Genomic DNA, 26,011 nt, shown 5'->3' with positions numbered 1-26,011 from the left:
CCGGAAACAGGCTGGTCTGGTTTCGTGATTCGCCTTGAATGTATGTCATGGAAAATGCCCCGCATCTTTCGATGCGGAGCATTTTCTTAAATCTGAAAGGAGTTGGCTAGGTTTTCACACAGTCTGTGTGGGACCGAATTTATTCGGGAAAGGCCCGCAGATTCAACACTTCTGTCGCCTGACAAGACGCATTCGCGAATGAATTCGCTCCCACCGGGATCAACCCTTGCAGGCCAGCACCGGAATCCTCCACTGTAAACCGCGCTCCAGACGACCTCAGCGCTGTTCGCTCTGCGGCGTCACGCGTAGCACTTCTTCAAGTGTGGTCAGCCCCGCCGAGACTTTCTGTGCGCCGGACAAGCGCAAACTGCGCATGCCCTCTTTGAACGCCTGGCGACGCATCGCGGTAAGGTCAAGGTCGGCGCTGATCAAACCTTGCACGCCATCGGACATCAGCATGATCTCGTACACCCCGGCACGGCCACGGTAGCCGGTGTCACGGCACTCCACGCAACCTACTGCCCGGTGCGCGCCGGCCGGCACAGGCGCTTGCCATGGTCGGGTCAGGCTCTGCCAGTCGCCCTCATCCAGTTGCACCGGTGCCTTGCAGTGCGGACACAGAGTTCGCACCAGTCGCTGAGCCATGACCCCAAGAATGGTCGCCTTGAGCAAGTAATGCGGTACGCCAAGTTCCAACATCCGGCTGATCGCACTGGGTGCGTCGTTGGTGTGCAGCGTCGAGAGCACCAAGTGACCGGTAAGCGCGGCCTGGATCGCCATCTCCGCAGTCTCGAGATCACGAATCTCGCCGATCATGATGATGTCCGGGTCTTGCCGCATCAACGCACGGACACCGCTGGCAAACGACAGATCGATGTTGTGCTGGACCTGCATCTGATTGAATGCGGGCTCGACCATCTCGATAGGGTCTTCGATGGTGCACAGGTTGACCTCTGACGTCGCGAGCATCTTGAGCGTGGTGTAAAGCGTGGTGGTCTTGCCAGAACCGGTCGGCCCGGTGACCAGAATGATGCCGTTGGGCTGACGGGTCATGCCCTCCCAGCGGCGCAGGTCGTCGCTGGAAAACCCGAGCTGGTCGAAGTTTTTCAGCAGTACATCCGGATCGAAGATCCGCATGACCATTTTTTCCCCAAACGCCGTCGGCAGTGTTGAAAGACGAAGCTCAACCTCGCCGCCATCAGGGGTGCTGGTTTTAACCCGTCCGTCCTGCGGCTTGCGCTTCTCGGCAACATTCATGCGACCAAGGCTTTTCAAGCGGCTGACGATGGCCATAGTGACTTGCGCGGGGAATTGATAAACGTTGTGCAGCACGCCGTCGATGCGAAAGCGCACCGTGCCCTGCTCACGGCGGGGCTCGATATGGATATCACTGGCGCGCTGCTGGAAAGCGTACTGGAACAACCAGTCGACGATATTGACGATGTGCGCGTCGTTCGCATCGGGCTCCTGGTCACTGGCACCCAGCTTGAGTAACTGTTCGAAGTTGCCCATGCCACTGATTTTCTGATCCGTCGCGGCAGCGCCGCTGACGGACTTGGCCAGCCGATAGAATTCCACCGCCAGCCGCTGAATATCGACCGGGTTGGCCACCACACGCCGTATTGGCAGTTTCAACACGTGGGTCAGGTCAGCTTCCCAGCCATGCACATAGGGCTGCGCGCTGGCGATGGTCACTGAGTCATGATCGACCGCCACCGCCAGAATCTTGTGGCGTTGCGCAAAAGCGTAAGACATCAAGGGCGTGACTGAAGCGACCTTGATCTTCAGCGGGTCGATCCGCAAATAAGGCTGCCCGCTTTGGGCTGCGAGCCAGGCAGTCAGGGTTTCCAGATCCAGCTTGCGCCCCGGCCGTTTGAGGTCATCGAGCTGTTGCGCAGCGATAAACTCAAGCGGATGCAGTTGCAGGTTCGCGGCACTGCGCCTATGGGTCAGTGCAATCTCGGCACTGTTCTGATCGATAAACCCTTCAGCGACCAGATCGCGCAGCAGATCATTCAGATCCAGCCAACGATCCTGTGATGAGGCGTGAACTGACATGCGGATTCCTTTGGACAATTCGGCTCAAACGAACCAAGCGTAGCCCCCAGCGTGTCAGTTATTTCGGCATATGCGTACACATGAGTTACGTTTTTTTTCTGCCAGGCTTAACCGACGGCGAGGGAAACCGTTGTGTTTGAGACGTAAGGCTGGGCCAGTTGTTCCAATTCTACCGAGCAGACGTTGATCAGGCTGCGCATTTTTTCCGCAATCACCTGCGCCCGGTGCCAGGTCAGATTAGCGATCTCAACGTCGATACCCAACACGTCGTCCTCCTGCATCACGTTGACCTGATGAGGGATCAGGTACTGCATCGCAAAGAGATTCAGCACTCGGCACAGTGAATCGGCCTCAGCCTCGACCAGAATCTTATAACGCGCGCAGCAATGGGCATTGTCAGCCGCCCAGGTATCCGGACGTTGCGACAGTGAAGTAACGGCTTCGAGATTGGGCATGCTGACCTCTGCGATTTAGAGGGTTAAGTGACTGAAAGAAATTCTTGCATGCGGAAAAAGAAATTTCTGGTCCATCCTTGATTGATTTAATCTCTTTCCGACTTGTTAATGCGCCATATCTCCATAGAGAGAAATAGTTATGCAAACCGAACTGGATGCTTACGATCGCAAGATTCTTGCGCTGCTTCAGGAGGACGCGTCCCTGTCCAGTGCGCAAATCGCCGAGCAGGTGGGGTTATCCCAATCGCCGTGCTGGCGCAGGATTCAGCGGCTCAAGGATGAAGGGGTCATTCGTCGACAGGTATCGCTGCTGGACCGCAAGAAGATCGGTCTCAATACGCAGATCTTTGCCGAGGTGAAGCTCAATGCTCACGGTCGCTCGAACTTCACCGAGTTTACCGAGGCCATTCGCGGCTTTCCTGAAGTGCTGGAGTGCTATGTGCTGATGGGGTCGGTGGATTTCCTGCTGCGCATCGTGACGCCGGACATCGAGGCGTACGAGCGGTTCTTCTTTGAAAAGCTTTCGCTGGTGCCGGGCATTCAGGAAGTGAATTCGACGGTTGCCCTGTCGGAGATCAAATCCACGACCAGTTTGCCGGTTTGATACTCCGTTTGTGGGAGCCGAGCTTGCTCGCGATAAGAACCCCACAATGTCCGAATATGACGGTGCTCTTATCGCGGGCAAGCCCAGCTCCCACAGGTACGCGTCAGGCCTGCCAATTAATTGATCCAAGCCACGGATATTGCAGGCCAAGCGCCAGCTTCAAAGCTTCGCGTTGGCGGCAGCCATGGATCGTGGCACGATGGCGCGGTTATCGACCGAGATTTTCTGATCATGCCGCAATCCAAAGCCAAGAATCTTTCCCTGATCGCTGCCATTGACCTGGGCTCGAACAGCTTCCACATGGTGGTAGCTCAAGCCAACTCCGGGGATATCCGCATCCTGGAGCGCCTCGGAGAGAAGGTTCAACTGGCGGCTGGCATCAACGAAGAGCGACACCTCAACGAAGAATCCATGCAGCGAGGGCTCGACTGCCTCAAGCGTTTTGCCCAACTGATCAACGGTCTGCCGTTGGGTGCGGTCCGCATCGTGGGTACCAACGCCCTGCGCGAAGCACGTAACCGTAATGAATTCATCGTTCGCGCCGAGGAAATTCTCGGCCATCCGGTAGAAGTGATTTCAGGCCGTGAAGAAGCCCGCCTGATTTATCTCGGTGTGTCCCATACCCTGGCTGATACCCCCGGCAAACGTCTGGTGGCGGACATCGGCGGTGGCAGTACCGAGTTCATCATCGGTCAGCGCTTTGAACCCCTGCTGCGCGAAAGCCTGCAGATGGGTTGCGTAAGCTTCACCCAGCGCTACTTCAAGGACGGCAAGATCACTCCGGCACGTTATGCGCAGGCCTATACCGCCGCTCGCCTGGAGATCATGAGCATTGAACACGCCCTGCATCGTCTGAAGTGGGATGAGGCGATCGGTTCGTCGGGCACCATCCGTGCGATCGGGCTGGCGCTCAAGGCCAACGGTCAGGGCTCGGGTGAAGTGAATGCCGACGGCCTGGCATGGCTCAAGCGCAAACTGTTCAAACTGGGCGATGTAGAGAAGATTGACTTCGACGGCATCAAGCCTGATCGCCGCTCGATCTTCCCGGCAGGCCTGGCGATCCTCGAAGCGATCTTCGACGCACTGGAACTGCAGCGCATGGATCACTGCGAAGGCGCGCTGCGGGAAGGTGTGCTGTATGACCTGATGGGCCGTCATCACCATGAAGACGTCCGTGAGCGCACGCTAAGCTCGCTGATGGAGCGTTATCACGTTGACCTTGAACAGGCTGCTCGTGTGGAGCGAAAGGCCCTGCACGCCCTTGAGCAGGTCGCTCATGCCTGGGATCTGGAAGATGACAGCTACCGGGAACTGCTCAGTTGGGCAGCCAAGGTCCACGAAGTCGGCCTCGACATCGCTCACTACCACTACCACAAGCATGGCGCTTACCTGATCGAGCACTCCGACCTGTCGGGTTTCTCCCGGGAAGACCAGCAAATGCTTGCGCTGCTGGTGCGCGGCCACCGCCGTAATATTCCCAAGGACAAGTTTGCCGAGTTCGGCGCAGAGGGCGAAAAACTGATTCGTCTGTGCGTGCTGTTACGCTTTGCGATCCTGTTCCACCACATTCGTGGCGTGCAGGAGATGCCTCAGCCGGTGCTCACCGCCAGCGGCAACAATCTTGACGTGGTATTCCCGGAAGGCTGGCTGGAAAACAACCAACTGACCCAGGCCGACTTCGCGCTGGAAGCGGAGTGGCTGACCCGGGTCGGTATCGTCCTCAGCGTACGCTGAGGACCGGGTTGCTCAGGCGCTCCAACAGGGTCGCCTGAACGTTGCGAGCATTCTGATTGCCGGTCGGCGTGCTTCGCACGTAGGTGCCATCTGGCTGCAGCAGCCAGCTGTGGGTGTTGTCGGTCAGATAAAGCTCAAGCTCTTTCTTCACGCGCAGAATTAACTTCTTGCCCTCTACCGGGAAGCAAGTCTCGACGCGCTTGTCGAGGTTGCGCTCCATCCAGTCGGCACTCGACAGATACATCTGCTCGTCGCCGCCATTGAGGAAGTAGAACACCCGCGTGTGCTCCAGGAAGCGGCCAATGATCGAGCGCACATGGATGTTGTGAGAAACGCCCGGGATACCCGGCCGCAGGCAGCACATGCCACGCACCACCAGATCAATACGTACGCCAGACTGACTGGCCTTGTACAGCGCGCGGATGATCTTCGGATCGGTCAGCGAATTGAACTTGGCAATGATATGCGCCGGCTTGCCGTCCACAGCGAACTGGGTTTCCCGGGCAATCATGTCGAGCATGCCCTTCTTCAGCGTAAACGGCGCATGCAGCAGTTTCTTCATGCGCAGGGTTTTACCCATGCCGATCAACTGACTGAACATTTTGCCGACGTCTTCGCACAAAGCGTCGTCGGAGGTCAGCAGGCTGTAGTCGGTATACAGACGGGCGTTACCAGCGTGGTAGTTACCGGTACCCAAGTGCGCATAGCGCACGATTTCGCCCGCCTCACGACGCAGGATCAGCATCATCTTGGCGTGGGTCTTGAAGCCCACCACACCGTAGATCACGACTGCACCCGCAGCTTGTAGACGGCTGGCCAGTTGCAGGTTGGACTCTTCATCAAAGCGCGCGCGCAACTCGATCACCGCAGTGACCTCTTTACCGTTGCGGGCCGCGTCTACCAGTGCATCAACGATTTCCGAGTTGGCACCGCTGCGATACAGGGTCTGGCGGACAGCCAGAACGTGCGGGTCTTTCGCGGCCTGACGCAGCAGATCGACCACTGGCGTGAAGGACTCGTAGGGATGCAGCAGCAGAATGTCCTGCTTGCTGATGACGCTGAAAATGTTCTCGCTGTTTTGCAGCAGTTTCGGAATGGCAGGGGTAAACGGCTGGTATTGCAGCTCCGGATGGCTGTCCAGACCGGTAATGCTGAACAGACGCGTCAGGTTGACCGGGCCGTTGACCTGATACAACTCGGACTCGGACAGGTTGAACTGCTTGAGCAAGTAATCCGACAGATGTTTAGGGCAGGTGTCGGCCACTTCCAGACGTACCGCATCACCATAACGACGGGAGAACAACTCGCCACGCAGCGCGCGGGCAAGGTCTTCCACATCTTCAGAGTCCAGCGCCAGGTCGGCGTTACGGGTCAGACGGAACTGATAACAGCCCTTGACCTTCATGCCCTGGAACAGATCATCCGCGTGAGCATGGATCATCGACGACAGGAACACGAAGTTATCCCCGGCGCCGCCGACGTCTTCCGGCACCTTGATCACACGCGGCAACAGGCGCGGAGCCGGAATAATTGCCAGACCGGAGTCACGACCGAAAGCATCGATGCCTTCCAGTTCGACGATGAAGTTCAGGCTCTTGTTAACCAGCAGCGGGAACGGGTGAGTCGGGTCCAGGCCGATGGGCGTGATGATCGGCGCGATTTCGTCACGGAAATAACGACGAACCCAAGCCTTAAGCTTGGCTGTCCAGTGACGGCGACGAATGAAGCGCACCTGATGCTTTTCAAGCTCAGGCAGCAGAATGTCATTGAGGATCGCATATTGGCGATCAACGTGGCCGTGCACCAGTTCACTGATGCGGGCCAGCGCCTGATGCGGCTGCAGACCATCGGCACCGGCTTGTTCGCGGGCGAACGTGATCTGCTTTTTCAGACCGGCGACACGAATTTCGAAGAACTCATCGAGGTTGCTGGAAAAAATCAGCAGAAACTTGAGCCGCTCCAGCAACGGATAGGACTCATCCAGTGCCTGTTCCAACACGCGAATGTTGAACTTGAGCTGCGAGAGTTCACGATGGATGTACAGACTGCTGTCATCCAGATTCGGCACGACAAGGGCCGGAACCGGTGGCGTCTCGACGATTGCGGGTAAAACCTCAATGCTTGGCTCGACCACAGTCAGAACTTCCTGATCGTTGACTTCAACAGCAGCTTCGGTGAGTCCTTCGGTATTCATGAATGTTCCTGTACGGCTATTGCCCTTTTAACAATTCTGCAGCGCGGACGGCGAAATAAGTGAGGATGCCGTCAGCCCCTGCGCGTTTGAAAGCGGTGAGCGATTCAAGAATGACGCCTTCACTCAGCCAGCCATTCTGGATGGCGGCCATGTGCATCGCGTACTCGCCGCTGACCTGATAAACAAATGTCGGCACTTTGAACTCATCCTTGACCCGATGAAGGATGTCCAGATAAGGCATGCCCGGTTTGACCATGACCATGTCCGCGCCTTCAGCCAGATCCGCCGCCACTTCGTGCAACGCTTCATCGCTGTTGGCCGGATCCATTTGGTAAGACGCCTTGTTCGCCTTGCCCAGATTCAATGCTGAACCGACCGCATCGCGGAATGGCCCGTAATAGGCGCTGGCATACTTGGCTGAGTAAGCCATGATCCGCACATTGACGTGTCCGGCCAGTTCCAGTGCTTCGCGAATGGCCTGAATCCGACCGTCCATCATGTCGGAAGGCGCCACAACCTGCGCACCTGCATCGGCGTGGGACAACGCTTGTTTGACCAGCGCGTCGACAGTGATGTCGTTCTGCACGTAGCCTTCTTCGTCGAGAATCCCGTCCTGACCATGGGTCGTGAACGGATCCAGTGCCACGTCAGTGATGACGCCCAGCTCCGGGAAACGGTCACGCAGCGCGCGGGTGGCACGCTGGGCAATACCGTCCGGATTCCAGGCTTCGGCGCCATCCAGGGTTTTCTTCTCGACCGGCGTCACAGGGAACAGCGCCAGCGCTGGAATACCCAGTGCAACCCATTTCTGCGCCTCTTCCAGCAGCAGATCGATGCTCAGGCGCTCGACGCCAGGCATCGAAGTCACTTCTTCACGACGGTTTTCACCATCGAGTACAAATACGGGAAGAATCAGGTCATCGACAGTCAAAACGTTTTCACGGACCAGACGACGAGAAAAGTCATCGCGACGATTGCGACGCAGGCGGGCAAGAGGAAAGAGGCGATTGGCGGGGGTAAAGCTCACGGCGAGACTCCTGAGCCCGCGTACACGGGCAAGCGTGACAGTTATAAGCGGCTATTATGACTAATGTGTGACAGTCGTGGGCCAGCATGCGACTCGGGGCCGCAGTTGAGGTATTTGCCATTGTCCTTGTAGGAAAGATTCACGTCGAGACACATTTCCACACTTTCCTGAATGCCTTGGCCGAGTTAGGCTGCGCGTTCATTTCGCCAGCATCCAGACAATGCTCCAGAATTTCTTGCACGAATTTGGCTACTTCGCCCTCTTCATCGGCACCTTCTTTGAAGGCGAGACCATTCTGGTTCTCGCTGGATTCCTGGCGTTCCGTGAATACATGGACATCAAACTGGTCGTGGTCGTGGCTTTCTTCGGAAGCTATGCAGGTGACCAGCTCTGGTACTACATGGGGCGCAGGCACGGCCGCAAAATCCTGGCGCGCAAGCCGCGATGGCAGCTCATGGGCGACAAGGCGCTGGCGCATATACGCAGGCACCCGGATCTCTGGGTATTAAGCTTCCGCTTTGTCTACGGCTTGCGAACAGTCATGCCCGTAGCCATTGGTCTATCAGGCTATCCGCCACTGCGCTATCTGATCCTCAACGGTATCGGTGCGGCTGTCTGGGCTGCGGCGCTGGGTTATGCGGCGTACCATTTCGGCGCGGTGCTAGAAGGCATGTTGGGCAATATCAAGAAGTATGAATTGTGGGTGCTTGGCGCATTACTGGTACTCGGGTTCGCCCTCTGGCTGCGTCGTCGTTTCAAGAACGCGCGTATCGCCCGGGAAGAAGCCGCCGCTGCCTCCATGGCAGCAGCGGCCGAAGCTGATGCCGGCGTCGTTAGCCCGGTTCCGGCTGAGGTCACCGTTGACGTCCCTGCCGACAGCAAGAAGCACGGCGACCGCTAGCTCCACCACGAGCGCAATGCTCCGGCATTGCGCTCGCCTGTAAGTCCCCTCCTCATGCCCCATTGGAATGCTTTTCTGTAGGAGCTGCCGAAGGCTGCGAAAGCATTCAGCCTGACACACCTCCATCGCAGCCTTCGGCAGCTCCTACAAGTAAATCGTTTTCTGCGCGGTTTCAGAACGCAGTGCATTGGATTGAATCCCCGCCCCAGACGCTTGTCCCAAGATCAGATAAAAGTCTTGAGCAGACCGCTGCGCTCGATAGGGAGAATGATCATGCAAAAGAAAGTCGCCGTGATTTTGTCCGGCTGTGGCGTCTATGACGGCGCGGAAATTCATGAAAGCGTGCTGACACTGCTGCGCCTTGATCAACGCGGCGCAGCCGTCCAGTGTTTTGCGCCAAACATCACTCAGCATCACGTGATCAATCACCTGACGGGCGAAGAGATGCCGGAGACCCGCAACGTGCTGGTGGAATCCGCCCGGATCGCTCGCGGCGCCATCGAGGATATTCGTGAAGCAGACGTTACCCGGTTTGATGCGTTGATCATTCCCGGTGGTTTCGGTGCAGCCAAGAATCTCTCCGACTTCGCCACTGCTGGGGCGGATTGCAAGGTGCAGGCTGAAGTCCTGGCACTGGCAGAAGCATTCGCCGAGGCTGGCAAGCCGGTCGGGCTGATCTGCATCAGCCCCGCTTTGGCCGCCAAAATTTATGGCCCGGGCGTCACCTGCACCATCGGCAACGATGCCGAGACCGCACAGGCCATCACCCTCATGAAGGGTGAACACCAGGAATGCGAAGTGACCGATATCGTCGAAGACCAAGCCCGGAAGCTGGTCAGCACGCCGGCTTATATGGTCGCCAAAACCATCGGCGAGGCAGCCGCCGGGATTAACAAGCTGGTGGACCGGGTGCTGGAGTTGACCCACGAAGGGTAGATTCTGGATCAATCCTTTGCAGGAGTGGCCGTCCCGTCTTTGACGCTGCCCTGTCGCGCAGCAAACACAGTTTCTATGTGGGAGCGAGGCTTGCCCGCGATAAGGCTGGATGCGATTCACTTTAGGTCGCGTGGGCCCTATCGCGGGCAAGCCTCGCTCCTACATAAAATATAATCTGATCAATGATTTATATGTAATCCGAGGGCTGCGAATCAGTAAGGCAGACAGTCCGCCTTTCGCAGCCTTCGGCAGCTCCTACAGAAAAGCATTCGCGATAGGGTTTAACTAAACTCAACCCGCTCCGGCACCCGCGTCATCAATACTTTCCCGCCTCTGATTGACACTCGCGCCTTTGCCTGACGACGCACCGCTTCGTAATCACTTTCAGCATCCAGAATGACCAGATTCGCCGGCCGGCCCACTGCGATGCCATAGCCCTCGTCCAGATTAAGGGTTCTGGCGCTGTTGTCAGTGACCAGGTCCAGGCTGCGTGAAAGGTCTTCGAAACCCATCATGTGACAGATGTGCAAGCCCGCATCCAGTACGCGCAGGATGTTGCCATTGCCCAGTGGGTACCAGGGATCTTTGATCGAGTCCTGACCAAAGCACACGTTCATCCCGGCGCGGTCCAGCTCTGCGACACGGGTCAGGCCGCGGCGCTTGGGGTAGGTGTCGAAACGCCCTTGCAGGTGAATGCTCTCGGTCGGGCAGGAGACGAAGTTGATGCCCGACCTTTTCAGCAGCCGGAACAGCTTTGAGCAGTAAGCATTGTCATAAGACCCCATGGCGGTGGTGTGGCTGGCCGTTACACGGCTGCCCATGCCACGCACCCGCGCCTCTTCAGCAAGGACTTCAAGAAAGCGCGAATTCGGGTCATCGGTTTCGTCGCAATGCACGTCCACCAGACAACCTGTTCGCTCAGCCAGATCCATCAGGAACCTGATCGAGCTGACGCCCTGCTCGCGGGTGTTTTCGAAGTGCGGGATACCGCCCACCACGTCCGCGCCCATTTCCACGGCACGCGTCATCAATTCACGCCCACCTTCGTAGGACTCGATGCCCTCTTGAGGAAAGGCAACGATCTGCAGATCTATCAGATGGCGGGCTTCTTCACGCACTTCAAGCATCGCCTTGAGCGCGCCCAGTGTCGGGTCGGTGACATCAATGTGGGTCCGAACATGCTGAATGCCGTGCTCAGCCAACATGCGGATCGTGGTGTGAGCGCGTTGCTTGGTGTCTTCGTGGGTAATGGTTTCCTTGCGCTGGGCCCAGCGCTCTATGCCTTCGAACAGGGTGCCGCTCATGTTCCACTCAGGCTCACCGGCGGTCAGCGTTGCATCCAGGTGAATGTGCGGTTCCACCAATGGCGCAATGACCAGTTGGCCGCAGGCATCAATATCATCTGATACAGGCTGCACGCTTTCCGTCTGAGCGGTGATGGCGGTGATGCAGCCGTTTTCCCAGGTGACGGTGTGCAGCCCTTGGGTTTTACGCAACGTGGCATTAATGATGTTCATGACTAATCCTGTCGCTGAGCCTCGGACATGCGCCATACCAGCAGCGCAACCGAAGCGTTCATTCGAAAATTAGCGTCGTCGAGGGATTGCCCGCTGAGCTGCTCGATACGCTGAATACGTTGGTTGATGGTGTTGCGATGGATGCCAAGGCGCTGGGCGGCCTTGAGTCCGTTACCGTTTTCCTGGAGCAAGGCGTCCAGTGTTTCGATCAGGCTGTGGGGCTGCTTGCGGTTGCTCTCGATCAGCGGCCCGAGGGTCTGTTTGACGAAGCTATCGATGACCGAGCGATCAGTAACCGCTTGCAGCAGACGCAACACACCCAGTTCGCTGAAATCGCAAAGGCCACTGGCGGGTCGCAAGTGTTCGGCGACATCCAGCGCCTGACGAGCCTCATTCAGCGCCTGCCGATATTGCCCGCAGTCTTCGACCGGATGGGCCAGCCCCATGAACAACGCCATGTCGCCCAGCACTGACGAAAGATCGCGGTAAAGCCGCGCCAGCTCACTACGGATCGCTTCAAGCCTGGGCAACAGCAAAATAAACAAGTCGCCCTGGACGATGACCGGCAAAGCGTCCGGCAATACGCGATTCCAGGCGTCGAGATGGTCGAGAACCGCTTGCCGGGTTTGTTGCAGCAGCCGTTCCGCAGCCTCCGGGGCATGGCTGTCGAACAACACGCTGACCGCCGACAGGCGCAGGGCCACCAGACGCCGAGGCACCTCCAATGGCAGCCGTAAATGCGCGGCCCTTTGTCGGGCAATACTCAGGCTCGGGTAATCACCGCTGAGCAACTGCCCGAGGATGTCGTGACGCGAGCGCTTGGTCTGCGCCATCTGCACCAATGCCGTGCCGATCAGGTGGGTGACGATGACCATCTTCAACAGATACGGCTGCTCGATCAGCGGCAAACCGCACTGCTCCGCCAACTCAATCACGGACTCGGGGATCTGCTGGATGTAGGCATTGCCGGTCAGAATCACCAACCCGGCAATACCATTGGCATCACCCTCCTGCACCACGCGCAACAGATTGGCTTCATCGCGCAGATAATTGATGCCGGTGATGAATACCAGCTCGCCGCCCATGATCCAGTCGGCAATACCTTCGTTCTCGGCAACGTATGACCAGCGCACGCTGCGATGCAGGTTGGCTGATCCTGAACGCACGACCATTTCCTCCAGCCCGGGAAGCTGGAGAATTTCCTCAACGGTCAGGCTCAAAGCTCCTCCTGTACGCCGGCGACCATGCTGCGCTTGCCCGTCACTTCAAGCAGGACGATGTAGCAGATGGCCGAAGCGGCGATGCCTACCAGAGGCGCGATCCAGGGCGAGAAATACGCCAGCGCGGCGCCGATGGCATAAGCCGACAGCCCCAGCAGGTTGTAGCGCGGCAGCGTGACGCTGGCCAACACCGGGTATTTGCCGTGGTGGCGATACCAGAAGTCAGCCATGATCACGCCGCCAATCGGCGGGATGATAGAACCCAGCAACACCAGAAAAGGAATCAGCATTTCGTACATGCCACCGATGGCCAGCACGATACCGAGCGCCGCTGCAATCAACGTCATGGTTCGGCGTCGCTCGCTGCGCAGCAGGTGGCAGGCCGCCGCTGAAACGTTGTAGATGGTCGGTCCCTGAATGGTCCACAGATTCAAACAAAGCATGATCACTGCGGCGAACGAAAGACCCTGAAGCATCATCACTTCAACGATATCAGCCTGCTGATAAACCATCGCACACCACGCGCCTGCAACGACCATCAAACCGTTACCCAGCAGGAAGGCGACGACGCTGGCAGTCACGGCAACGCGTCCGCTGCGCGACAGGCGCGTCCAGTTAGTGGCTTGGGTCGCACCGCTGGCAAACGTTCCGAAGACCATGGTGATGGCCGCTGAAAGCGTCATGGTCTCGTGAGGAATAACCGCCGCCAATCCCTGGAAACCGCCTACATCTCGGGTGGCGATGTACATGGAGATGATCAGCAGCACGAACATGAGCGGCACGGAGATCCGCGACAGCACGTCCAGCCCTTTGTAGCCGATGATCGCGGTGATGCTGAAGCCCAGCCCAAACAGGACCATCAGTGGTGAGGTGAAGCCTTCGGCCAGACCGAGCATCTTTACCAATACAATGGCCACGGTTGCGGTGCCCCATGCGTACCAGCCCAGCTCGGCAAAACCGAGCAGCACATCGGAAAGCCGACTGCCCGCTTCGCCAAAACAAAAGCGCCCCATCAAAACAGTATTCAAACCGCTGCGCGAGGCGATGAAGGCCAGAGCTGCGGCATAGATCGCCAACAGGCTGTTACCGATGGCGGCGATCCACAGCATGTCGACGAAGTTGAACGCCATGCCCAGCTTGCCGCCCGCAAACATGGTGCCGGTGAAGAAGGTGAAACTGAACAGCACCATGGAAATCGACAGCAGCCCCTTGCGTCCTTCACGCGGGGCTTCACTCAAGGGAAACTCGCTGGGTGAACTCATATCGTTTTTCTCCACATCGACAAGGTTGGGATTCGGATTCAACGGCAGGCTGGTGCAAGAGCAATAACCAGGCCGTTTCCGGACAACGTTGCGAAGTGAAAAAAAGCGGGCAGAGCCAATATCGAGCGATGTTCACTCTGCACACTTTAAGCTGAGGATGCAGCATCAGACTGTGCATAGTGGTTCATTCTGAGGCACGAACGCACCGTTTTAGGCTGCGCTGCTTAGCGGGATGCTTAGCGAGTAAGCCGCGTGAGAATCCGGTCCAGTGAGTTGGCGAACGCCTGTTTTTCGCGGTCACCATAAGGCGGCTGACCACCACCCATCTGCCCTTGGTCGCGCAGGTCGGTGAACAGGTTACGCACGGCGAGCCGGTCGCCCATGTTTTGCGTGTCGAATTCTTTACCGCGAGGATCCAGCGCAGCAACGCCCTTCTTGACCAGCCGATCGGCCAGCGGCACATCGCTGCAAATCACCAGTTCGCCGGGCACGGCATGTTCAACCAGATAATCGTCCGCAGCGTCAGGGCCGCTGGGCACCACGATCAGTTTAACCAGGGTGTACGTGGGCTTGATCTGACTCTGCCCGGCAACCAGCACCACCTCAAACTGACGTTTGAGCGCGAACTTGATGACCTGTTCTTTTGCTGCCTTGGGGCAAGCGTCGGCATCGATCCAGACGCGCATGATGCACCTCGTTCAAAAATGGACACATCTCTGGAGGAGCAAGCTCACGCCCATTGAGCACCACTCAAATTACTTGAATTGGGACGCTATTTCTGTGGGAGCGAGGCTTGCCCGCGGTAAGGCTGGACCCGGTTCACTTTGGATAGCGTCCGGCCTTATCGCGGGCAAGCCTCGCTCCCACAGGGTCCGCGTTTATTTCACGATGGCAGCAGAAGTCTAGATCACACTACCTGCGCCCTGCGCTTTTCCGCCAGCCAACTGCGGCCATACAGCACTGCAATCGCCAGCAAGGCTATCAGCTGTGCACTCAGCGAATAAGCATCGGCATGTATCCCCAGCCAGTCGAACTCGAAGAACGGCACAGGACGAGTCCCGAAAATACCGGCTTCCTGAAGGGCTTTTACACCATGCCCGGCGAACACCACCGACAACGCACACAACAACGCGGCGTTGATACCGAAGAACAGCGTCAACGGCAGTTTGGCCGAGCCGCGCAGGATGATCCACGCCAGGCCGATCAGCAACACCAGCGCCGTGGCACCGCCCGCCAGAACCGCGTTGTGCCCGGCCGGGCCAGCCTGCAGCCACAGGGTCTCATAGAACAGAATCACTTCGAACAACTCGCGATAAACCGAGAAGAACGCCAGGATCGCAAAACCGAATCGTCCACCGCCGCCCACCAGGCTGCTCTTGATGTAATCCTGCCAGGCCGCCGCATGGCGACGGTCGTGCATCCACACTCCCAACCACAAGACCATCACGCTGGCGAACAACGCCGTCGCACCCTCAAGCAATTCGCGTTGAGCACCGCTGACGTCAATCACGTAAGCCGCCAGCGCCCAGGTCCCGAGCCCCGCCAACAAAGCCAGCGCCCAGCCAATATTGACGCTGCGCACCGCTGATTCCTGGCCAGTGTTACGCAGGAACGCAAGGATCGCCGCCAACACCAGAATCGCCTCAAGGCCTTCGCGCAGCAGAATCAGCAGGCCGGAAATGTAGCTCAGCGACGTGCTTAAGCCATCGCTGCCCAACAGGCCCGCAGACTCTTTAAGTTTGGCTTTGGCGAAATCCAGTTTTTGCGCGGCCTGCTCCAGCGGCAAACCGTCCTGCAAAGACTGACGGTAAGCCATCAAAGCCTTTTCGGTGTCTTTGCGAACATTGGCGTCGACGTTATCCAGCGAACTTTCAACCAGCTCGAAACCTTCCAGATAGGCCGCGACAGACAAGTCATAAGCCTGCTCGTGAGAGCCCGCACGATAAGCCGCCAGACTTTTGTCCAGCGTCTCGCTGGTGTAATCGAGCAACTGCGCAGGGCCGCGCTGAACCTGAGGAGGCTGGGCACGTTGAGCGCGGAAAGTGGCAACCGCCTGTTCGCCCTCGGCGGCGCTGACTTCAGCAGGTGTTTGCCGCGCGAGGTCCGCGAGGTTGTAGTTTTTGAAGGGTATCGCCACTGGCTGCGCGCTGAAACTCGCAATGTAAGTCGCAATATCCCAACGCTGGCGTTCATCCAGTTGATCGGCGAAGGCTGGCATATCAGTTCCGGCAATTCCCAGACCTACAGCGTTGTAAAGGTCATAAAGGCTTAGTCGATCCAGACGGGCCGAGTCGCGCAGATTAGAAGGCGGCGGCTCCAGACCGATACCAGCCGGGCCATCGCCCGCGCCAGCATCGCCATGGCAGACCGAGCAATGCTGAGCGTAGAGCGGCGCACCTCGCGTCGGATCCGGGGTAATCACCGGCGCCTGACTCACTTCATACGCCACCGCCAACCGCGCACCCAATTGGCGAGCCTGGCGGGTGATCAGAGCACCATCCTGCTTCTTGGCAACCGCTTCGGAAAGGCTGGACACGCCTTTCTCAAGTTCGGCGCGTTCGGCTCGCGCAGGAAGCGCTGCAACCAGCCCCTTCAAGACGCCCAGTGCTTCCACCTGCTTCTGGTATTCATCTTCTGCCACCACCTTGCTTTCAGCCACGGTCGACGGGTAATCCGCGCCAATGTAATCAAGCAAATGCAGGGCTTGCGCCGCGCCATCAGTGGTGTCTGCCAACAGACTGGAACTGCACAACGCCAACAACGGCAGCATCAACCAGGCCAGAAAACGGGAACGCATGGACATCGGTGAATCTCAGCGAAATGATTAGGTATCGCATTGTTCACTTGGCTTCGTTCCGACTCAAGGCTCAGCAGGATGTTTGTTGCTAAATATTACGCAAATGCTCGACATCGCCTCAAATCACAGTCATCCAACCTCTACGTAATGAGAACGACTAGCATCTATAGCGAAAGGCTTACACGAAGAGGCGGCAATTCGCCCTGTTGCACCTACTGGTTCCTGAGTAACATTGGATCCAACAGCTGATGCGCAGGACGCGCACAGGATCAAGGATGATCGACCATGGCCCGGAGGGCTTACCGACAGGATGTTGGAATGGTCTTGAAGAAAACCCGCCTCGGCGGGTTTTTTGTTGCCGGTCAGAAAGTCGCCGTCATGCTGCGACCTCTCTATTTCGAGGGCCACGACCTGGAAACTGGACTACAACCATACAACCGCAGGGGAACATTTGCGCCTGTGTGAGGTTCACACCTTTTCAGGCAACTATCGCCATCGAGGCCGACGGGCCAGATCCGAGAGGGTCCGCTCGGCTTAAAGTCATATCTGATAGGGATACCGTCGATGGAATATCTGTTGCCCCAGAGCTGGCTGGAAGCTGTGCCTCTGCCTTGGCTAAAGACCCTGATCGCCGCCTCCGTTGCGGTTTTACTGGCGCTGCTGATCCGCTGGGTCGCCCTCAGTGTGCTGCGCCGTGTCGCAAACTCGTTTGTGTTGCCACAACAACTGATTTATCGCACAGCCAGCCCGACTTTGTGGCTGCTGCCATTGTTGGCCCTGCAAACGGTGTGGACCTCTGCACCTGACGATCTGGTGCTGATTGGCACTGTGCGTCACATCAACGGGCTGTTGGTCACCGCCGGCTTTACCTGGTTGGTGCTCAGATGCGTCAAAGCGGTGGGCGACACGGTAGCGATCCGTAATCCGCTGGATATCGAAGACAACCTTCATGCGCGGCGAATACAGACTCAGGTTCGCGTGCTGGTCCGCTGCCTGAATGCGCTGGTGTTGCTGTTCGGTACCGGCCTGATCCTCATGAGCTTTCCGCCCGTGGCCAAAATCGGCACCAGCTTGCTGGCATCCGCGGGTCTGGCCGGGCTGGCAGCAGGTTTTGCTGCCAAGCCGGTGCTGGGTAACTTGATTGCGGGTCTGCAAATTGCGATCTCCCAACCCATTCGCCTCGATGACGTGGTGATTGTGGAGGGCGAATGGGGCCGAGTGGAGGAGATCAGTGGCACTTACGTGGTCATCAAAATCTGGGACGAGCGGCGCATGGTCGTGCCGCTGCAATACTTTATCGAGAAACCGTTCCAGAACTGGACCCGTGCGACTTCCAGCCTGATCGGTTCGGTGTTTGTCTGGGTGGATTACTCACTGCCGGTAGAAGAGTTGCGTGCGGAAGTGCAGCGTATTTGTGAAGACATCCCGCACTTGTGGGACGGTCGCGTCTGCGTTCTCCAAGTCGCTGACACCAACGCCAAAGCCATGCAACTGCGAGTGCTGCTGAGTTCGGCGGACTCGTCACGCAGTTGGGATGCCCGTTGCCACATGCGCGAACGCCTGATTGCGTTCATCGCCAAGCAATATCCACAAAGCCTGCCGCAACTGCGCACGGAAATTTCGTCGCGCAATGTACGACCGGAGATCGACGTGCACGAAACGCCGGTCGACATTCCCCGCCAACCACCGGTCTAGAGCCCTCGCCACGGACCTCGTCTGCCAGCAGGTGAGGTTCGTCGGGTAAACCAGCAGAACCCCCGAAGCAAGCTATCGTTTCCTTGGGAACGTTAAGGCAAAACGCCATGTCTGTGTCTGTCTGGAAACGGCCGTCAGCCCCATGACGTCACCATGCGCGTCGATACAAAAAAACAATGCAGTGTAACCCTACGCTGAATCGATACAGCGCCGATGTCCCGAGACCAGTTTCGTCCTTTAAATCTTGAGTTTTCTGCCATGAGCCTTTTTTCCAGACTCCGGGGCACACCTGCCAGATCCGGCGGTGTTCTGAACCTGATCACTTCGGCCAGAAGCCTGAGTGAGCAACTTGCCTCCGTGAGTTTCGAGCCTGTTTACCTAACGGGATTCGTTTCGCCGCATATCGATATCGATCAAATTGCCCGTAGCATCAGCGCGCGCTTTCCCAACACGGCCATCAGCTTGTGCACCACCTCTGGCGAGTTGTCTTCAAAGAATGACGCGCTCTATTGCGCAACCGGAGATCAGTGGGATCGCGTAGTGCTGGCCCTGTTTGACTCGAGCGTTATTCAGTCAGCTGAGATAGTGCACATCCCCCTGCACAGCGAAGACATCCGCACGCCTGGCAAGCGCATGTCCATGCGCGAACGTATTGCGCGGCTGACGGACTCGATCAAGCGCACGACGATCAATACGCCTATCGACCATCGCGACACGCTCGCATACGTCACCTTTGACGGGTTATCGGCTTCTGAATCGTTCTTCATGGAAGCGTTGTATGAGTCAGGCCGCTTTCCGTGCCTGTTCGTCGGGGGCTCCGCAGGCGGCAAAGGCGACTTCAAAACCACAGCCATTCATGATGGCAAACGCAGTTATGTGAATCACGCCCAGGTGGTGTTTCTCAAAAGCGCCAAAAACGTGCGTTTTGGAGTATTCAAAAGCCAGAACTTTGAGCCAACTCCATTCAGCATGAGCGTACTGACAGCCTCTCTGGAAGAGCGTTACATCAGCCAGGTGGTGACCTCCAGCGGCCAGATCACCAGCATGGTGTCGGCACTGTGCGAAATCCTCAAGTGCGAACCGGGCCAACTGGAAGCGCAGCTTGCCCAATACTCATTCGCCATACGTGTAGGGGAAGAGTTGTTCGTTCGTTCCATCGCGCAAATCGACTACGCAAACGAGCGGGTGCATCTGTTCTGCGACGTTGCGCCAGGCGAAGAGTTGGTCATGGTTCGGCGTACCTCCATGGTGGATGCTACGCGCAAGGATTTTGCGCGCTTCCTGCAGGGCAAGTCAGGCAAGCCATTGGTTGGCCTGCTAAGCGACTGCATCCTGCGACGCCTGAACAACGGCAACGAATTGAGCCGCATGACTGGTGTGTTTGGCGATACTCCCGTGGTGGGTTTCTCAACCTTTGGGGAAATCCTCGGCTTGAATCTCAACCAGACACTGACCGCCGTGTTCTTCTTTCGGGTCGCGGACAATCAGGTCTTTCGCGACGATTACATTGATAACTTCATTGCCTACTACGGTGAGTTCAAGGCGTTTTTCCTGCGTCGACAGATCAAGAAGCTCGCGGGCTTGAGTCAGGTGGTCGTCAAGCAGATCGACCAGTTCAAGGTCCGCAACTTCAAAAGTGCAATTGATGCCAATGGCCTGGATGAACATATACAGCCAGTGTTCAATGGCTTGAGCGACCTGGGTGATGTGCTGGTCAAGGCGCATCACGACCAAGAGGAAATCTCAACCCAGCTGCGGCACTATTCCGGCGAGTTGCACGTATCAATGGACGAACTGGGCCAGACCATTTCCACTCAGGAAAAGGCCATGGACAGAGCCAGTCACACCGTCAAAAACCTTACGAGTCAAGCTGACGAAGTGGTACTCAGCTCCCGTGAGCTGGCCAAATCGAGCCTGAAAATTCAGTCCATTGTGCAGATGATTCAGCAAATCGCAGGGCAAACCAATCTGCTAGCACTCAACGCAGCAATCGAGGCCGCGCGAGCAGGGGAAATGGGAAGAGGCTTTGCTGTAGTTGCCGACGAAGTTCGTCAACTGGCTCAAAAGACATCGCAGAATGCCAGCGAGATAGGCACCGACATTGATCGCCTCGCCGACGAGATCCGCAAGTTAGCGCAGCACATCGAACAGCAGTCTTCAGAAGTGGGAACGTTGAACGACTTACTGGCTGAGCTGGAGGGCTCGAGCGAGATGACTGCAGGAACATCACAGCGTACCCGCAAGCTGGCGGACACATTGGTGGGACTGACGCAGTAGCGGTACTGAAGCGGAGACTGCAGGAACCGTCTCGGTGAGCCTTACACCGAGCGGTATCGCAGCGAACATAGAGCCATGAAGGAGTGAGCTTGCTCGCGATGACGGTCAACCTGTTGAGAACTACCCTCTGGCCTGACGCTATCGCGAGCAACGCCTACAAAATGCTTACTCTGTAGGAGGCTGTGCCATCTCCATCCCCATTACCTTGCTCATGATAAGAGCCATAAATTGAGCCGGGGGCATCTTCTGGCCGTTGAAATCAACGATGTTATTGGCGTACTGCATGTTTGAGACGATGTTATCGCCATCGACCTTGGCCATTTGCATCATGACTGCCATGGCACCCACCATATCGCCAGCGGCTTTGGCCTGTTCAGCAATTGCAGCTGGATCGGTTTGCCCGGCGAGATTTGCTTGCAGGGCCGCCAAGTCGCCGATCATTGGTTTGGATAGAACCAGTCGCGCTTCCATCTGAGCAATGGCGTTACGGTAACGCTCAGGCGATGGCTGTTCGGTCCCTGTGTCGGTCAAATCCACAGCAACACGCAGGTGACTTTCACCATTGGCCGTTTTGAGGGCAAGCTTTTCAAGCTCGACGTGTGGCTTGGCGGCTAGCAGTTTGATGATTTGCGCATCCATCAACTGCTGATCCGCTGGGCTGAGCTGCGGTACAAACAGCTCACCGGCAGCGTAAGCAGCCTGTTGTTGCGGCATGATTTTTGTTTGATACAGGTCGTACATCGCTTTTGAGGCGGCAACATCAAAGTTGCTGAATTTAAACGCCGACTGCAAAGCGCCCACGTCCTTGCCGTCGTAGCTGATCATGCCGAGGTTGTAGCTCGCCTGCCCAGCAAGAGTACCGCCCTCTTCCTGAATCAGACTGGTACCGGTCAAGTCCTTGACCGCAACGGGTGCAAGCCCCGCAATCTGCCCCACGAGGTTATCGACTTTCACAGTGTTATGGCCCAGATAGAAGCCGGATTTGCCCTTGGTGCCGCCCATGTCCAGGGTTAATCCTTTGGCACCCAGCGCGACATCACCTTCTGGCGAGGTGACGTTCAGCTGAAAGTTATCCATCTTGCCAAGCACTTTGATTTTTTCGGCGTCAGCGCTGGCTTCAGTATCCAGTCGAAGACCCGAGAAGGTGAACGTACCGTCCGTATCCTTCAGTTCCAGCGGCGTCAACAGCAGCGCGCCACTGGTAGAGCGGTCATAGCCGATGCTGGCGTGGCCGGTGACCGGACTCACGCCCTTGCTCATGGCAAACCACTTGGCAGCACTGGGGCTTTGTTCCATTTCAAAATTGCTCTGCGCCATGACAGGCAGCAGCTTGAAGCTCTTCAAACGAGAAAAAGGCAGCGGACCGTGTTCGATGTTATCGACGAACAGGAACTCGGCGTTTTTATCTTCAGTGGTGAGGTTCTCGTCGTGAATGCGTACACGATAGTGTGCCGTGCTGCTGAACAGGTGCCGATCAATCGACAGCATTTCCAGCGTGATAGCGCTGCCGGAACCTTTCAGGGATTTCACCAGTTCCTGGTTGCCCTGCTCGATCGAATCACGCAGTACACCTTCGATTCGGGTACCCGTGTACCATGCTCCAGCTGTGGCCAGCGCTCCCACGACAACAATAACGCCAGCTGCGATGCCTACTGATTTATTCATGTTTTGACTCGAAGAGATCCGTTTCTGGTAATTGGAAAAATTCTTCCCTGAACCCTCTGCCGGTTTTTCGGCAGCCTGATTCCAGGCCAACCAAAGCAGCACAACGCAAGGGCGAAAAGTGGCGAGAGATTATCATCGCGCCCTTCCAGTGGCCCAGCGTTGTCGCTCTTTTGTGTGTTTGAATGATCCTTTTCTACCGCTGTTGGGCAGCGATTCGGCCGTTTGGTTGCAAACTGCCTTCATTCAGTTATGGGGTAGCAATCGTCTTGCTCCAGACGTTAGGCTGGGGCCCGGTTTGAAATAACAGGATCCGAGACGATGACTGAACAGCAAAGTGAGCGAGGCCCGATCAAGGCCGTGATTTTCGACATGGACGGCTTGTTGCTGGACACCGAAGGGGTCTACACCGAAGTCACCCATCTGATCGCCAGCCGGTATGGCCGCACATTTGACTGGGCCGTCAAGCAGCATACGATTGGCCGCGGCGCGCAGGATTTCGCGCGTTACGTGATTGAGGCGCTGGAGCTGCCGCTTTCCGTTGATGAGTTCCTTGAAATTCGCGCGCCGATGCTGGATGAGCGCTTCCCGAAAGCACCCGCGATGCATGGGGCTGAAGCCTTGGTGCGGCATCTGGCGGAAAACAATATTCCCATCGCCGTGGGCACCAGCTCATCAGTCCACTACTTCAAAGCTAAAATCCAGATGCACCGCGCATGGTTCGAATTGTTCGAGACGGTGGTGACGGCGGATGATCCGGAAGTGGGCGCAGCCAAACCCGCGCCGGATATTTTCCTGGTCGCCGCTCGCCGCCTGGGCATCGCACCTGCTGATTGCCTGGTCTTCGAAGACTCGCCTTTCGGCGTGACCGCTGCCAAAGCGGCCGGGATGTACGCCGTTGCGGTGCCTGATTCGCACATGCCGCTGGAGCAGTATGAGCATGCGGACCTGATCCTGAAGTCGCTGGCTGACTTCCCCTTGCAGAACTGGGGACTGCCGGGGATGAAAGGTTAGGGCTTACCTTACCAGCTAGTGTCGCTGAACCTGCCCGCTACGGACGATGAGTCTGGACGCGGGTCATTTAGATCGAGTCGCACCAGCATGCGGGTAAAGGAATCTCAGGATGGTCACGCTCCTGTGGGAGCGGCTAAAGCCGTTCCCACGAGCATGATAGTCGCCGCCACTGACGCCAGCCCGGTTTGGCTATAAGCTTGCCGGGCATTATTCCTTCAGGACCTACACACCGCGTGGCCACGTATTCCCTTGTCATCCGTCGCCTGCTGATCTGCTCGCTGACCATCGTTGTCAGCCGTGCGATCACCAGCCCCTTGCTGACGCTGTTTCTGAGTAATCGATTAGGCCTGAATCAGCAAGATGTCGGTCTGCTGATGGGGATTGCAGTGTTTCTCGCCACGCTGCTCGGGCTCTATGGCGGGTACATCATCGACCGTCTGGACAAACGCAGGCTGCTGATCGTGGCGATGCTTTCAAGCGCTATCGGTTTCACCTTGCTGACCTTTGCCCATAACGTTTACCTGACCACGCTGACATTGGTGATCACCGAAGCCGCGTCGGCGTTATTTCTCATCGGTTCGAAAGCAATCATCAGCGAGAATCTGCCCATCGGCCTGCGCGCCAAGGTGTTCTCACTGCGCTACACGTTGACCAACATTGGCTATGCGACCGGGCCGATGCTGGGAGTGCTCATCGCTGGATACTTACCGCTTGCGCCGTTTCTGATTGCCGGAGCGATTGCCTTGGGCAGCGTGTTTCTGATGGTCGGAATTGCTCCAGTAAAACCTGCCGACACTGTTAAACCCCAGAGCTTCATCAACACGCTCCGCATCCTGAAAAACGACCGCACTCTGATTCTGTTCACCTGCGGCAGCCTGCTCAGCACCATCGTTCACGGACGGTTCACGCTATACCTGTCACAGTTTCTGCTGGTGACTCATGCGCAGAAAGATGCACTGCACATTCTGTCTGCCGTGCTGGCCTGTAACGCGGTTACCGTAATCCTGCTGCAGTATCAGATTGGCCGGTGGCTCAAGCGTGAGAAGCTCGCCGGGTGGATTTGTGTCGGTATCGGACTGTTCGTGTTTGGCCTGATCGGTTTCAGTTTCTCGAACAGCATGCTGACGTGGTGCATCGCGATGTTTATTTTCACGCTAGGGGAAATGATCATATATCCCGCCGAATATTTATTCGTCGATACAATAGCGCCCGAGGCTTTGCGTGGCAGTTATTACGGCGCGCAGAACCTGGCTGCCTTCGGCGGTGCACTGAGCCCGGTAATTTGCGGCTATCTGCTGATCAACACACCGCCCGCGACGATGTTTTATGTCCTGGCCGGACTGACGATGGCTGGCGGCACGCTATGCTTTATGAGCGCACGCAGAAGAACGGCAGTCATCACCACGGATCGCTGACTTACATGCTGACGGTTTGACAACCTATAGAGCAGGACCTAGGGTCATTTGGATCCAATAACAGCACTCATGAAGATAAGTCTCGATGCCCAACACCGCTAGAGAAAGCCTATTGCGCACGATCATAGGCGATGAACACCCGCCTGCGCATTTAGCCAGGGCAGTGATCGAGGAAAAACTGCGAAGCGCCATTCTGGATGGTCGTTTACCGGCCGGAACCGCACTGCGTCAGCAAGAGCTCGCCACGCTGTTTGGTGTGAGTCGAATGCCTGTGCGCGAAGCACTACGCCAACTCGAAGCCCAGTCATTGCTAACCGTCGAGCTGCACAAGGGAGGCGTTGTGGCCCCTTTGATTGGCGAAGATGCGGTTGATGCTTACGCGCTGCGAATCCTGCTTGAGTCCGAAGCGATTCGCCTGTCGGTCCCGCTACTCGACGCCGAAGACCTGGCCTTGGCCCAGCGTTGTATTGAGGCGCTTGAAGTCGAAACCGACTACGCCGAGATCGGCAGGCTTAACCGTATGTTCCATATGGCACTCTACGCAAAGGTTTCCAACAAGCGGTTGATGGCAGCGGTCGAGCAAGGATTGAACGAGGAAGAGCGCTTTCTGCGCTTCAATCTGGAAGCCATGGGCCTAGGCAAGCTGGCTCAGGACGACCACTGGGAATTACTCAACCTTGCCAGGGACGGAAATGTAGATGAAACCGTGCAAGCCCTGCAGCTGCACCTCAACCGAGGCGTGAAAGCCGTCACTCAATATTTACGTAACCAGGCAAACGCTCAGCCATTGCCAGCACGTAAAGCAAAAACCCGCATCAGCTAGCGACACTCGCCCTCTCTATCCCGCGCGATTGCTGACGACGCCATGAATAATGCACGTAAGCTATTCAGCTGATAAGTCTGATTTTAAAAGGCCTTAAAAACAAAACCCCCGATCGCGTTAGCGATCGGGGGTTTCGGAATTTAATCTTGACGATGACCTACTCTCACATGGGGAAACCCCACACTACCATCGGCGATACATCGTTTCACTACTGAGTTCGGGATGGGATCAGGTGGTTCCAATGCTCTATGGTCGTCAAGAAATTCTGTAGCTGGTTCGTCACTGAAGTAACGCACCGGCGAAATTCTATGGCTTCTACTAAAACAAAACCCCTGGACGCGTGAGCGATCAGGGGTTCTGGAATTTAATCTTGACGATGACCTACTCTCACATGGGGAAACCCCCCACTACCATCGGCGA

At 57.0% G+C, this 26,011-nt stretch carries 19 protein-coding genes, 1 rRNA gene and 1 pseudogene; 10 read left to right on the top strand and 11 right to left on the bottom strand.

The features are described 5' to 3' along the window. Positions 1 to 276: 276 nt before the first annotated feature. Both RX972_RS26485 and RX972_RS26480 read right to left on the bottom strand, forming a co-directional pair. A complete protein-coding gene (locus RX972_RS26485) occupies positions 277 to 2,058 on the bottom strand; it encodes a GspE/PulE family protein (RefSeq protein WP_027902033.1) in 1,782 nt (593 codons plus the stop codon). 107 nt (positions 2,059 to 2,165) lie between these two features. Beyond that, a complete protein-coding gene (locus RX972_RS26480; RefSeq protein ID WP_099268360.1) occupies positions 2,166 to 2,513 on the bottom strand; it encodes a hypothetical protein in 348 nt (115 codons plus the stop codon). Between the two features lie 139 nt (positions 2,514 to 2,652). Here RX972_RS26480 and RX972_RS26475 point away from each other — a divergent pair, with 139 nt between their 5' ends. After that, the gene (locus RX972_RS26475) at positions 2,653 to 3,117 is read left to right on the top strand and encodes an Lrp/AsnC family transcriptional regulator (protein WP_027902031.1); all 465 of its coding nucleotides are present in this window, start codon (positions 2,653 to 2,655) and stop codon (positions 3,115 to 3,117) included. Positions 3,118 to 3,348: 231 nt separating this feature from the next. Continuing rightward, positions 3,349 to 4,851, top strand: a complete 1,503-nt coding sequence (gene ppx / locus RX972_RS26470) for an exopolyphosphatase (RefSeq protein ID WP_027902030.1) — start codon at positions 3,349 to 3,351, stop codon at positions 4,849 to 4,851. On the opposite strand, the gene ppk1 is transcribed toward ppx, so the two are convergent. Next, positions 4,838 to 7,045: a polyphosphate kinase 1 gene (ppk1, locus tag RX972_RS26465; RefSeq protein ID WP_027902029.1), complete on the bottom strand. Its 2,208-nt coding sequence runs from the start codon at positions 7,043 to 7,045 to the stop codon at positions 4,838 to 4,840. The two genes, ppx and ppk1, sit on opposite strands and share 14 nt — an antisense overlap. A 16-nt stretch (positions 7,046 to 7,061) precedes the next feature. After that, complete coding sequence (gene hemB / locus RX972_RS26460; protein WP_316879886.1) at positions 7,062 to 8,072, bottom strand: porphobilinogen synthase; 1,011 nt, start codon at positions 8,070 to 8,072, stop codon at positions 7,062 to 7,064. Positions 8,073 to 8,292: 220 nt separating this feature from the next. Between hemB and RX972_RS26455 the strand changes: the two genes are divergently transcribed. Both RX972_RS26455 and elbB read left to right on the top strand, forming a co-directional pair. Then, positions 8,293 to 8,973 (top strand): DedA family protein, encoded by a 681-nt coding sequence (locus RX972_RS26455; RefSeq protein ID WP_231675392.1) that lies wholly within the window; start codon positions 8,293 to 8,295, stop codon positions 8,971 to 8,973. Positions 8,974 to 9,246: 273 nt separating this feature from the next. Next, positions 9,247 to 9,909 carry an isoprenoid biosynthesis glyoxalase ElbB gene (gene elbB, locus RX972_RS26450; RefSeq protein ID WP_122806469.1) on the top strand — a complete coding sequence of 221 codons (663 nt, stop codon included), beginning with the start codon at positions 9,247 to 9,249 and terminating at the stop codon, positions 9,907 to 9,909. A gap of 281 nt (positions 9,910 to 10,190) precedes the next feature. On the opposite strand, the gene codA is transcribed toward elbB, so the two are convergent. The 5 genes from codA to RX972_RS26425 all read right to left on the bottom strand — a co-directional run bounded on the left by codA (position 10,191) and on the right by RX972_RS26425 (position 16,711). Then, entirely contained in the window at positions 10,191 to 11,426 is a 1,236-nt protein-coding gene (codA, locus tag RX972_RS26445) for a cytosine deaminase (RefSeq protein ID WP_316879883.1), read from the bottom strand. 2 nt (positions 11,427 to 11,428) lie between these two features. Further along, positions 11,429 to 12,646 carry a PucR family transcriptional regulator gene (locus RX972_RS26440; RefSeq protein WP_316879881.1) on the bottom strand — a complete coding sequence of 406 codons (1,218 nt, stop codon included), beginning with the start codon at positions 12,644 to 12,646 and terminating at the stop codon, positions 11,429 to 11,431. Next, entirely contained in the window at positions 12,643 to 13,908 is a 1,266-nt protein-coding gene (gene codB / locus RX972_RS26435) for a cytosine permease (protein ID WP_231673541.1), read from the bottom strand. The genes RX972_RS26440 and codB overlap by 4 nt, the downstream gene beginning before the upstream one ends. A 236-nt stretch (positions 13,909 to 14,144) precedes the next feature. Beyond that, positions 14,145 to 14,594: a YaiI/YqxD family protein gene (locus RX972_RS26430; RefSeq protein ID WP_027902767.1), complete on the bottom strand. Its 450-nt coding sequence runs from the start codon at positions 14,592 to 14,594 to the stop codon at positions 14,145 to 14,147. 221 nt (positions 14,595 to 14,815) lie between these two features. Beyond that, a complete protein-coding gene (locus RX972_RS26425; protein ID WP_316879877.1) occupies positions 14,816 to 16,711 on the bottom strand; it encodes a cytochrome c/FTR1 family iron permease in 1,896 nt (631 codons plus the stop codon). Between the two features lie 558 nt (positions 16,712 to 17,269). Between RX972_RS26425 and RX972_RS26420 the strand changes: the two genes are divergently transcribed. The 3 genes and pseudogenes from RX972_RS26420 (at position 17,270) to RX972_RS29680 (ending at position 20,677) form a co-directional block, all read left to right on the top strand. Continuing rightward, positions 17,270 to 18,400, top strand: coding sequence for a mechanosensitive ion channel family protein (locus RX972_RS26420; protein ID WP_231668155.1), 1,131 nt, complete (start codon positions 17,270 to 17,272; stop codon positions 18,398 to 18,400). 213 nt (positions 18,401 to 18,613) lie between these two features. After that, a pseudogene (locus tag RX972_RS29685) lies at positions 18,614 to 19,765 on the top strand (FIST signal transduction protein); the annotation flags it as partial. A 3-nt stretch (positions 19,766 to 19,768) separates the two neighbouring features. Continuing rightward, positions 19,769 to 20,677, top strand: coding sequence for a methyl-accepting chemotaxis protein (locus RX972_RS29680; RefSeq protein WP_373562205.1), 909 nt, complete (start codon positions 19,769 to 19,771; stop codon positions 20,675 to 20,677). 165 nt (positions 20,678 to 20,842) lie between these two features. On the opposite strand, the gene RX972_RS26410 is transcribed toward RX972_RS29680, so the two are convergent. Continuing rightward, the gene (locus RX972_RS26410) at positions 20,843 to 22,342 is read right to left on the bottom strand and encodes a YdgA family protein (RefSeq protein WP_231675395.1); all 1,500 of its coding nucleotides are present in this window, start codon (positions 22,340 to 22,342) and stop codon (positions 20,843 to 20,845) included. Between the two features lie 318 nt (positions 22,343 to 22,660). Between RX972_RS26410 and RX972_RS26405 the strand changes: the two genes are divergently transcribed. The 3 genes from RX972_RS26405 (at position 22,661) to RX972_RS26395 (ending at position 25,591) form a co-directional block, all read left to right on the top strand. After that, positions 22,661 to 23,353: an HAD-IA family hydrolase gene (locus tag RX972_RS26405; protein ID WP_099268350.1), complete on the top strand. Its 693-nt coding sequence runs from the start codon at positions 22,661 to 22,663 to the stop codon at positions 23,351 to 23,353. Positions 23,354 to 23,586: 233 nt separating this feature from the next. Further along, on the top strand, positions 23,587 to 24,768 hold the full coding sequence (locus tag RX972_RS26400; protein WP_027898374.1) for an MFS transporter: 1,182 nt from the start codon (positions 23,587 to 23,589) through the stop codon (positions 24,766 to 24,768). An 85-nt stretch (positions 24,769 to 24,853) separates the two neighbouring features. Then, complete coding sequence (locus RX972_RS26395) at positions 24,854 to 25,591, top strand: GntR family transcriptional regulator (protein ID WP_122706577.1); 738 nt, start codon at positions 24,854 to 24,856, stop codon at positions 25,589 to 25,591. 144 nt (positions 25,592 to 25,735) lie between these two features. Here RX972_RS26395 and rrf read toward each other — a convergent pair. Then, positions 25,736 to 25,851, bottom strand: a 5S ribosomal RNA gene (rrf, locus tag RX972_RS26390). Positions 25,852 to 26,011 lie beyond the last annotated feature (160 nt).

Source organism: Pseudomonas syringae group sp. J309-1 (assembly GCF_032582135.1).
Taxonomy (GTDB): domain Bacteria; phylum Pseudomonadota; class Gammaproteobacteria; order Pseudomonadales; family Pseudomonadaceae; genus Aquipseudomonas; species Aquipseudomonas quasicaspiana.
This window is presented reverse-complemented; position numbering and strand designations above follow the sequence as displayed.

What these genes read in the sequence shown, in the direction of transcription:
- RX972_RS26410 (WP_231675395.1), bottom strand. Translation starts at nt 22,342, where the DNA reads ATGAATAAATCAGTAGGCATCGCAGCTGGCGTTATTGTTGTCGTGGGA.
- codB (WP_231673541.1), bottom strand. Translation starts at nt 13,908, where the DNA reads ATGAGTTCACCCAGCGAGTTTCCCTTGAGTGAAGCCCCGCGTGAAGGA.
- RX972_RS26405 (WP_099268350.1), top strand. Translation starts at nt 22,661, where the DNA reads ATGACTGAACAGCAAAGTGAGCGAGGCCCGATCAAGGCCGTGATTTTC.
- RX972_RS26420 (WP_231668155.1), top strand. Translation starts at nt 17,270, where the DNA reads ATGGAATATCTGTTGCCCCAGAGCTGGCTGGAAGCTGTGCCTCTGCCT.
- RX972_RS29680 (WP_373562205.1), top strand. Translation starts at nt 19,769, where the DNA reads ATGACTGGTGTGTTTGGCGATACTCCCGTGGTGGGTTTCTCAACCTTT.
- RX972_RS26485 (WP_027902033.1), bottom strand. Translation starts at nt 2,058, where the DNA reads ATGTCAGTTCACGCCTCATCACAGGATCGTTGGCTGGATCTGAATGAT.
- RX972_RS26455 (WP_231675392.1), top strand. Translation starts at nt 8,293, where the DNA reads ATGCTCCAGAATTTCTTGCACGAATTTGGCTACTTCGCCCTCTTCATC.
- RX972_RS26425 (WP_316879877.1), bottom strand. Translation starts at nt 16,711, where the DNA reads ATGTCCATGCGTTCCCGTTTTCTGGCCTGGTTGATGCTGCCGTTGTTG.
- ppx (WP_027902030.1), top strand. Translation starts at nt 3,349, where the DNA reads ATGCCGCAATCCAAAGCCAAGAATCTTTCCCTGATCGCTGCCATTGAC.
- RX972_RS26475 (WP_027902031.1), top strand. Translation starts at nt 2,653, where the DNA reads ATGCAAACCGAACTGGATGCTTACGATCGCAAGATTCTTGCGCTGCTT.
- elbB (WP_122806469.1), top strand. Translation starts at nt 9,247, where the DNA reads ATGCAAAAGAAAGTCGCCGTGATTTTGTCCGGCTGTGGCGTCTATGAC.
- RX972_RS26480 (WP_099268360.1), bottom strand. Translation starts at nt 2,513, where the DNA reads ATGCCCAATCTCGAAGCCGTTACTTCACTGTCGCAACGTCCGGATACC.
- RX972_RS26395 (WP_122706577.1), top strand. Translation starts at nt 24,854, where the DNA reads ATGCCCAACACCGCTAGAGAAAGCCTATTGCGCACGATCATAGGCGAT.
- codA (WP_316879883.1), bottom strand. Translation starts at nt 11,426, where the DNA reads ATGAACATCATTAATGCCACGTTGCGTAAAACCCAAGGGCTGCACACC.
- RX972_RS26430 (WP_027902767.1), bottom strand. Translation starts at nt 14,594, where the DNA reads ATGCGCGTCTGGATCGATGCCGACGCTTGCCCCAAGGCAGCAAAAGAA.
- ppk1 (WP_027902029.1), bottom strand. Translation starts at nt 7,045, where the DNA reads ATGAATACCGAAGGACTCACCGAAGCTGCTGTTGAAGTCAACGATCAG.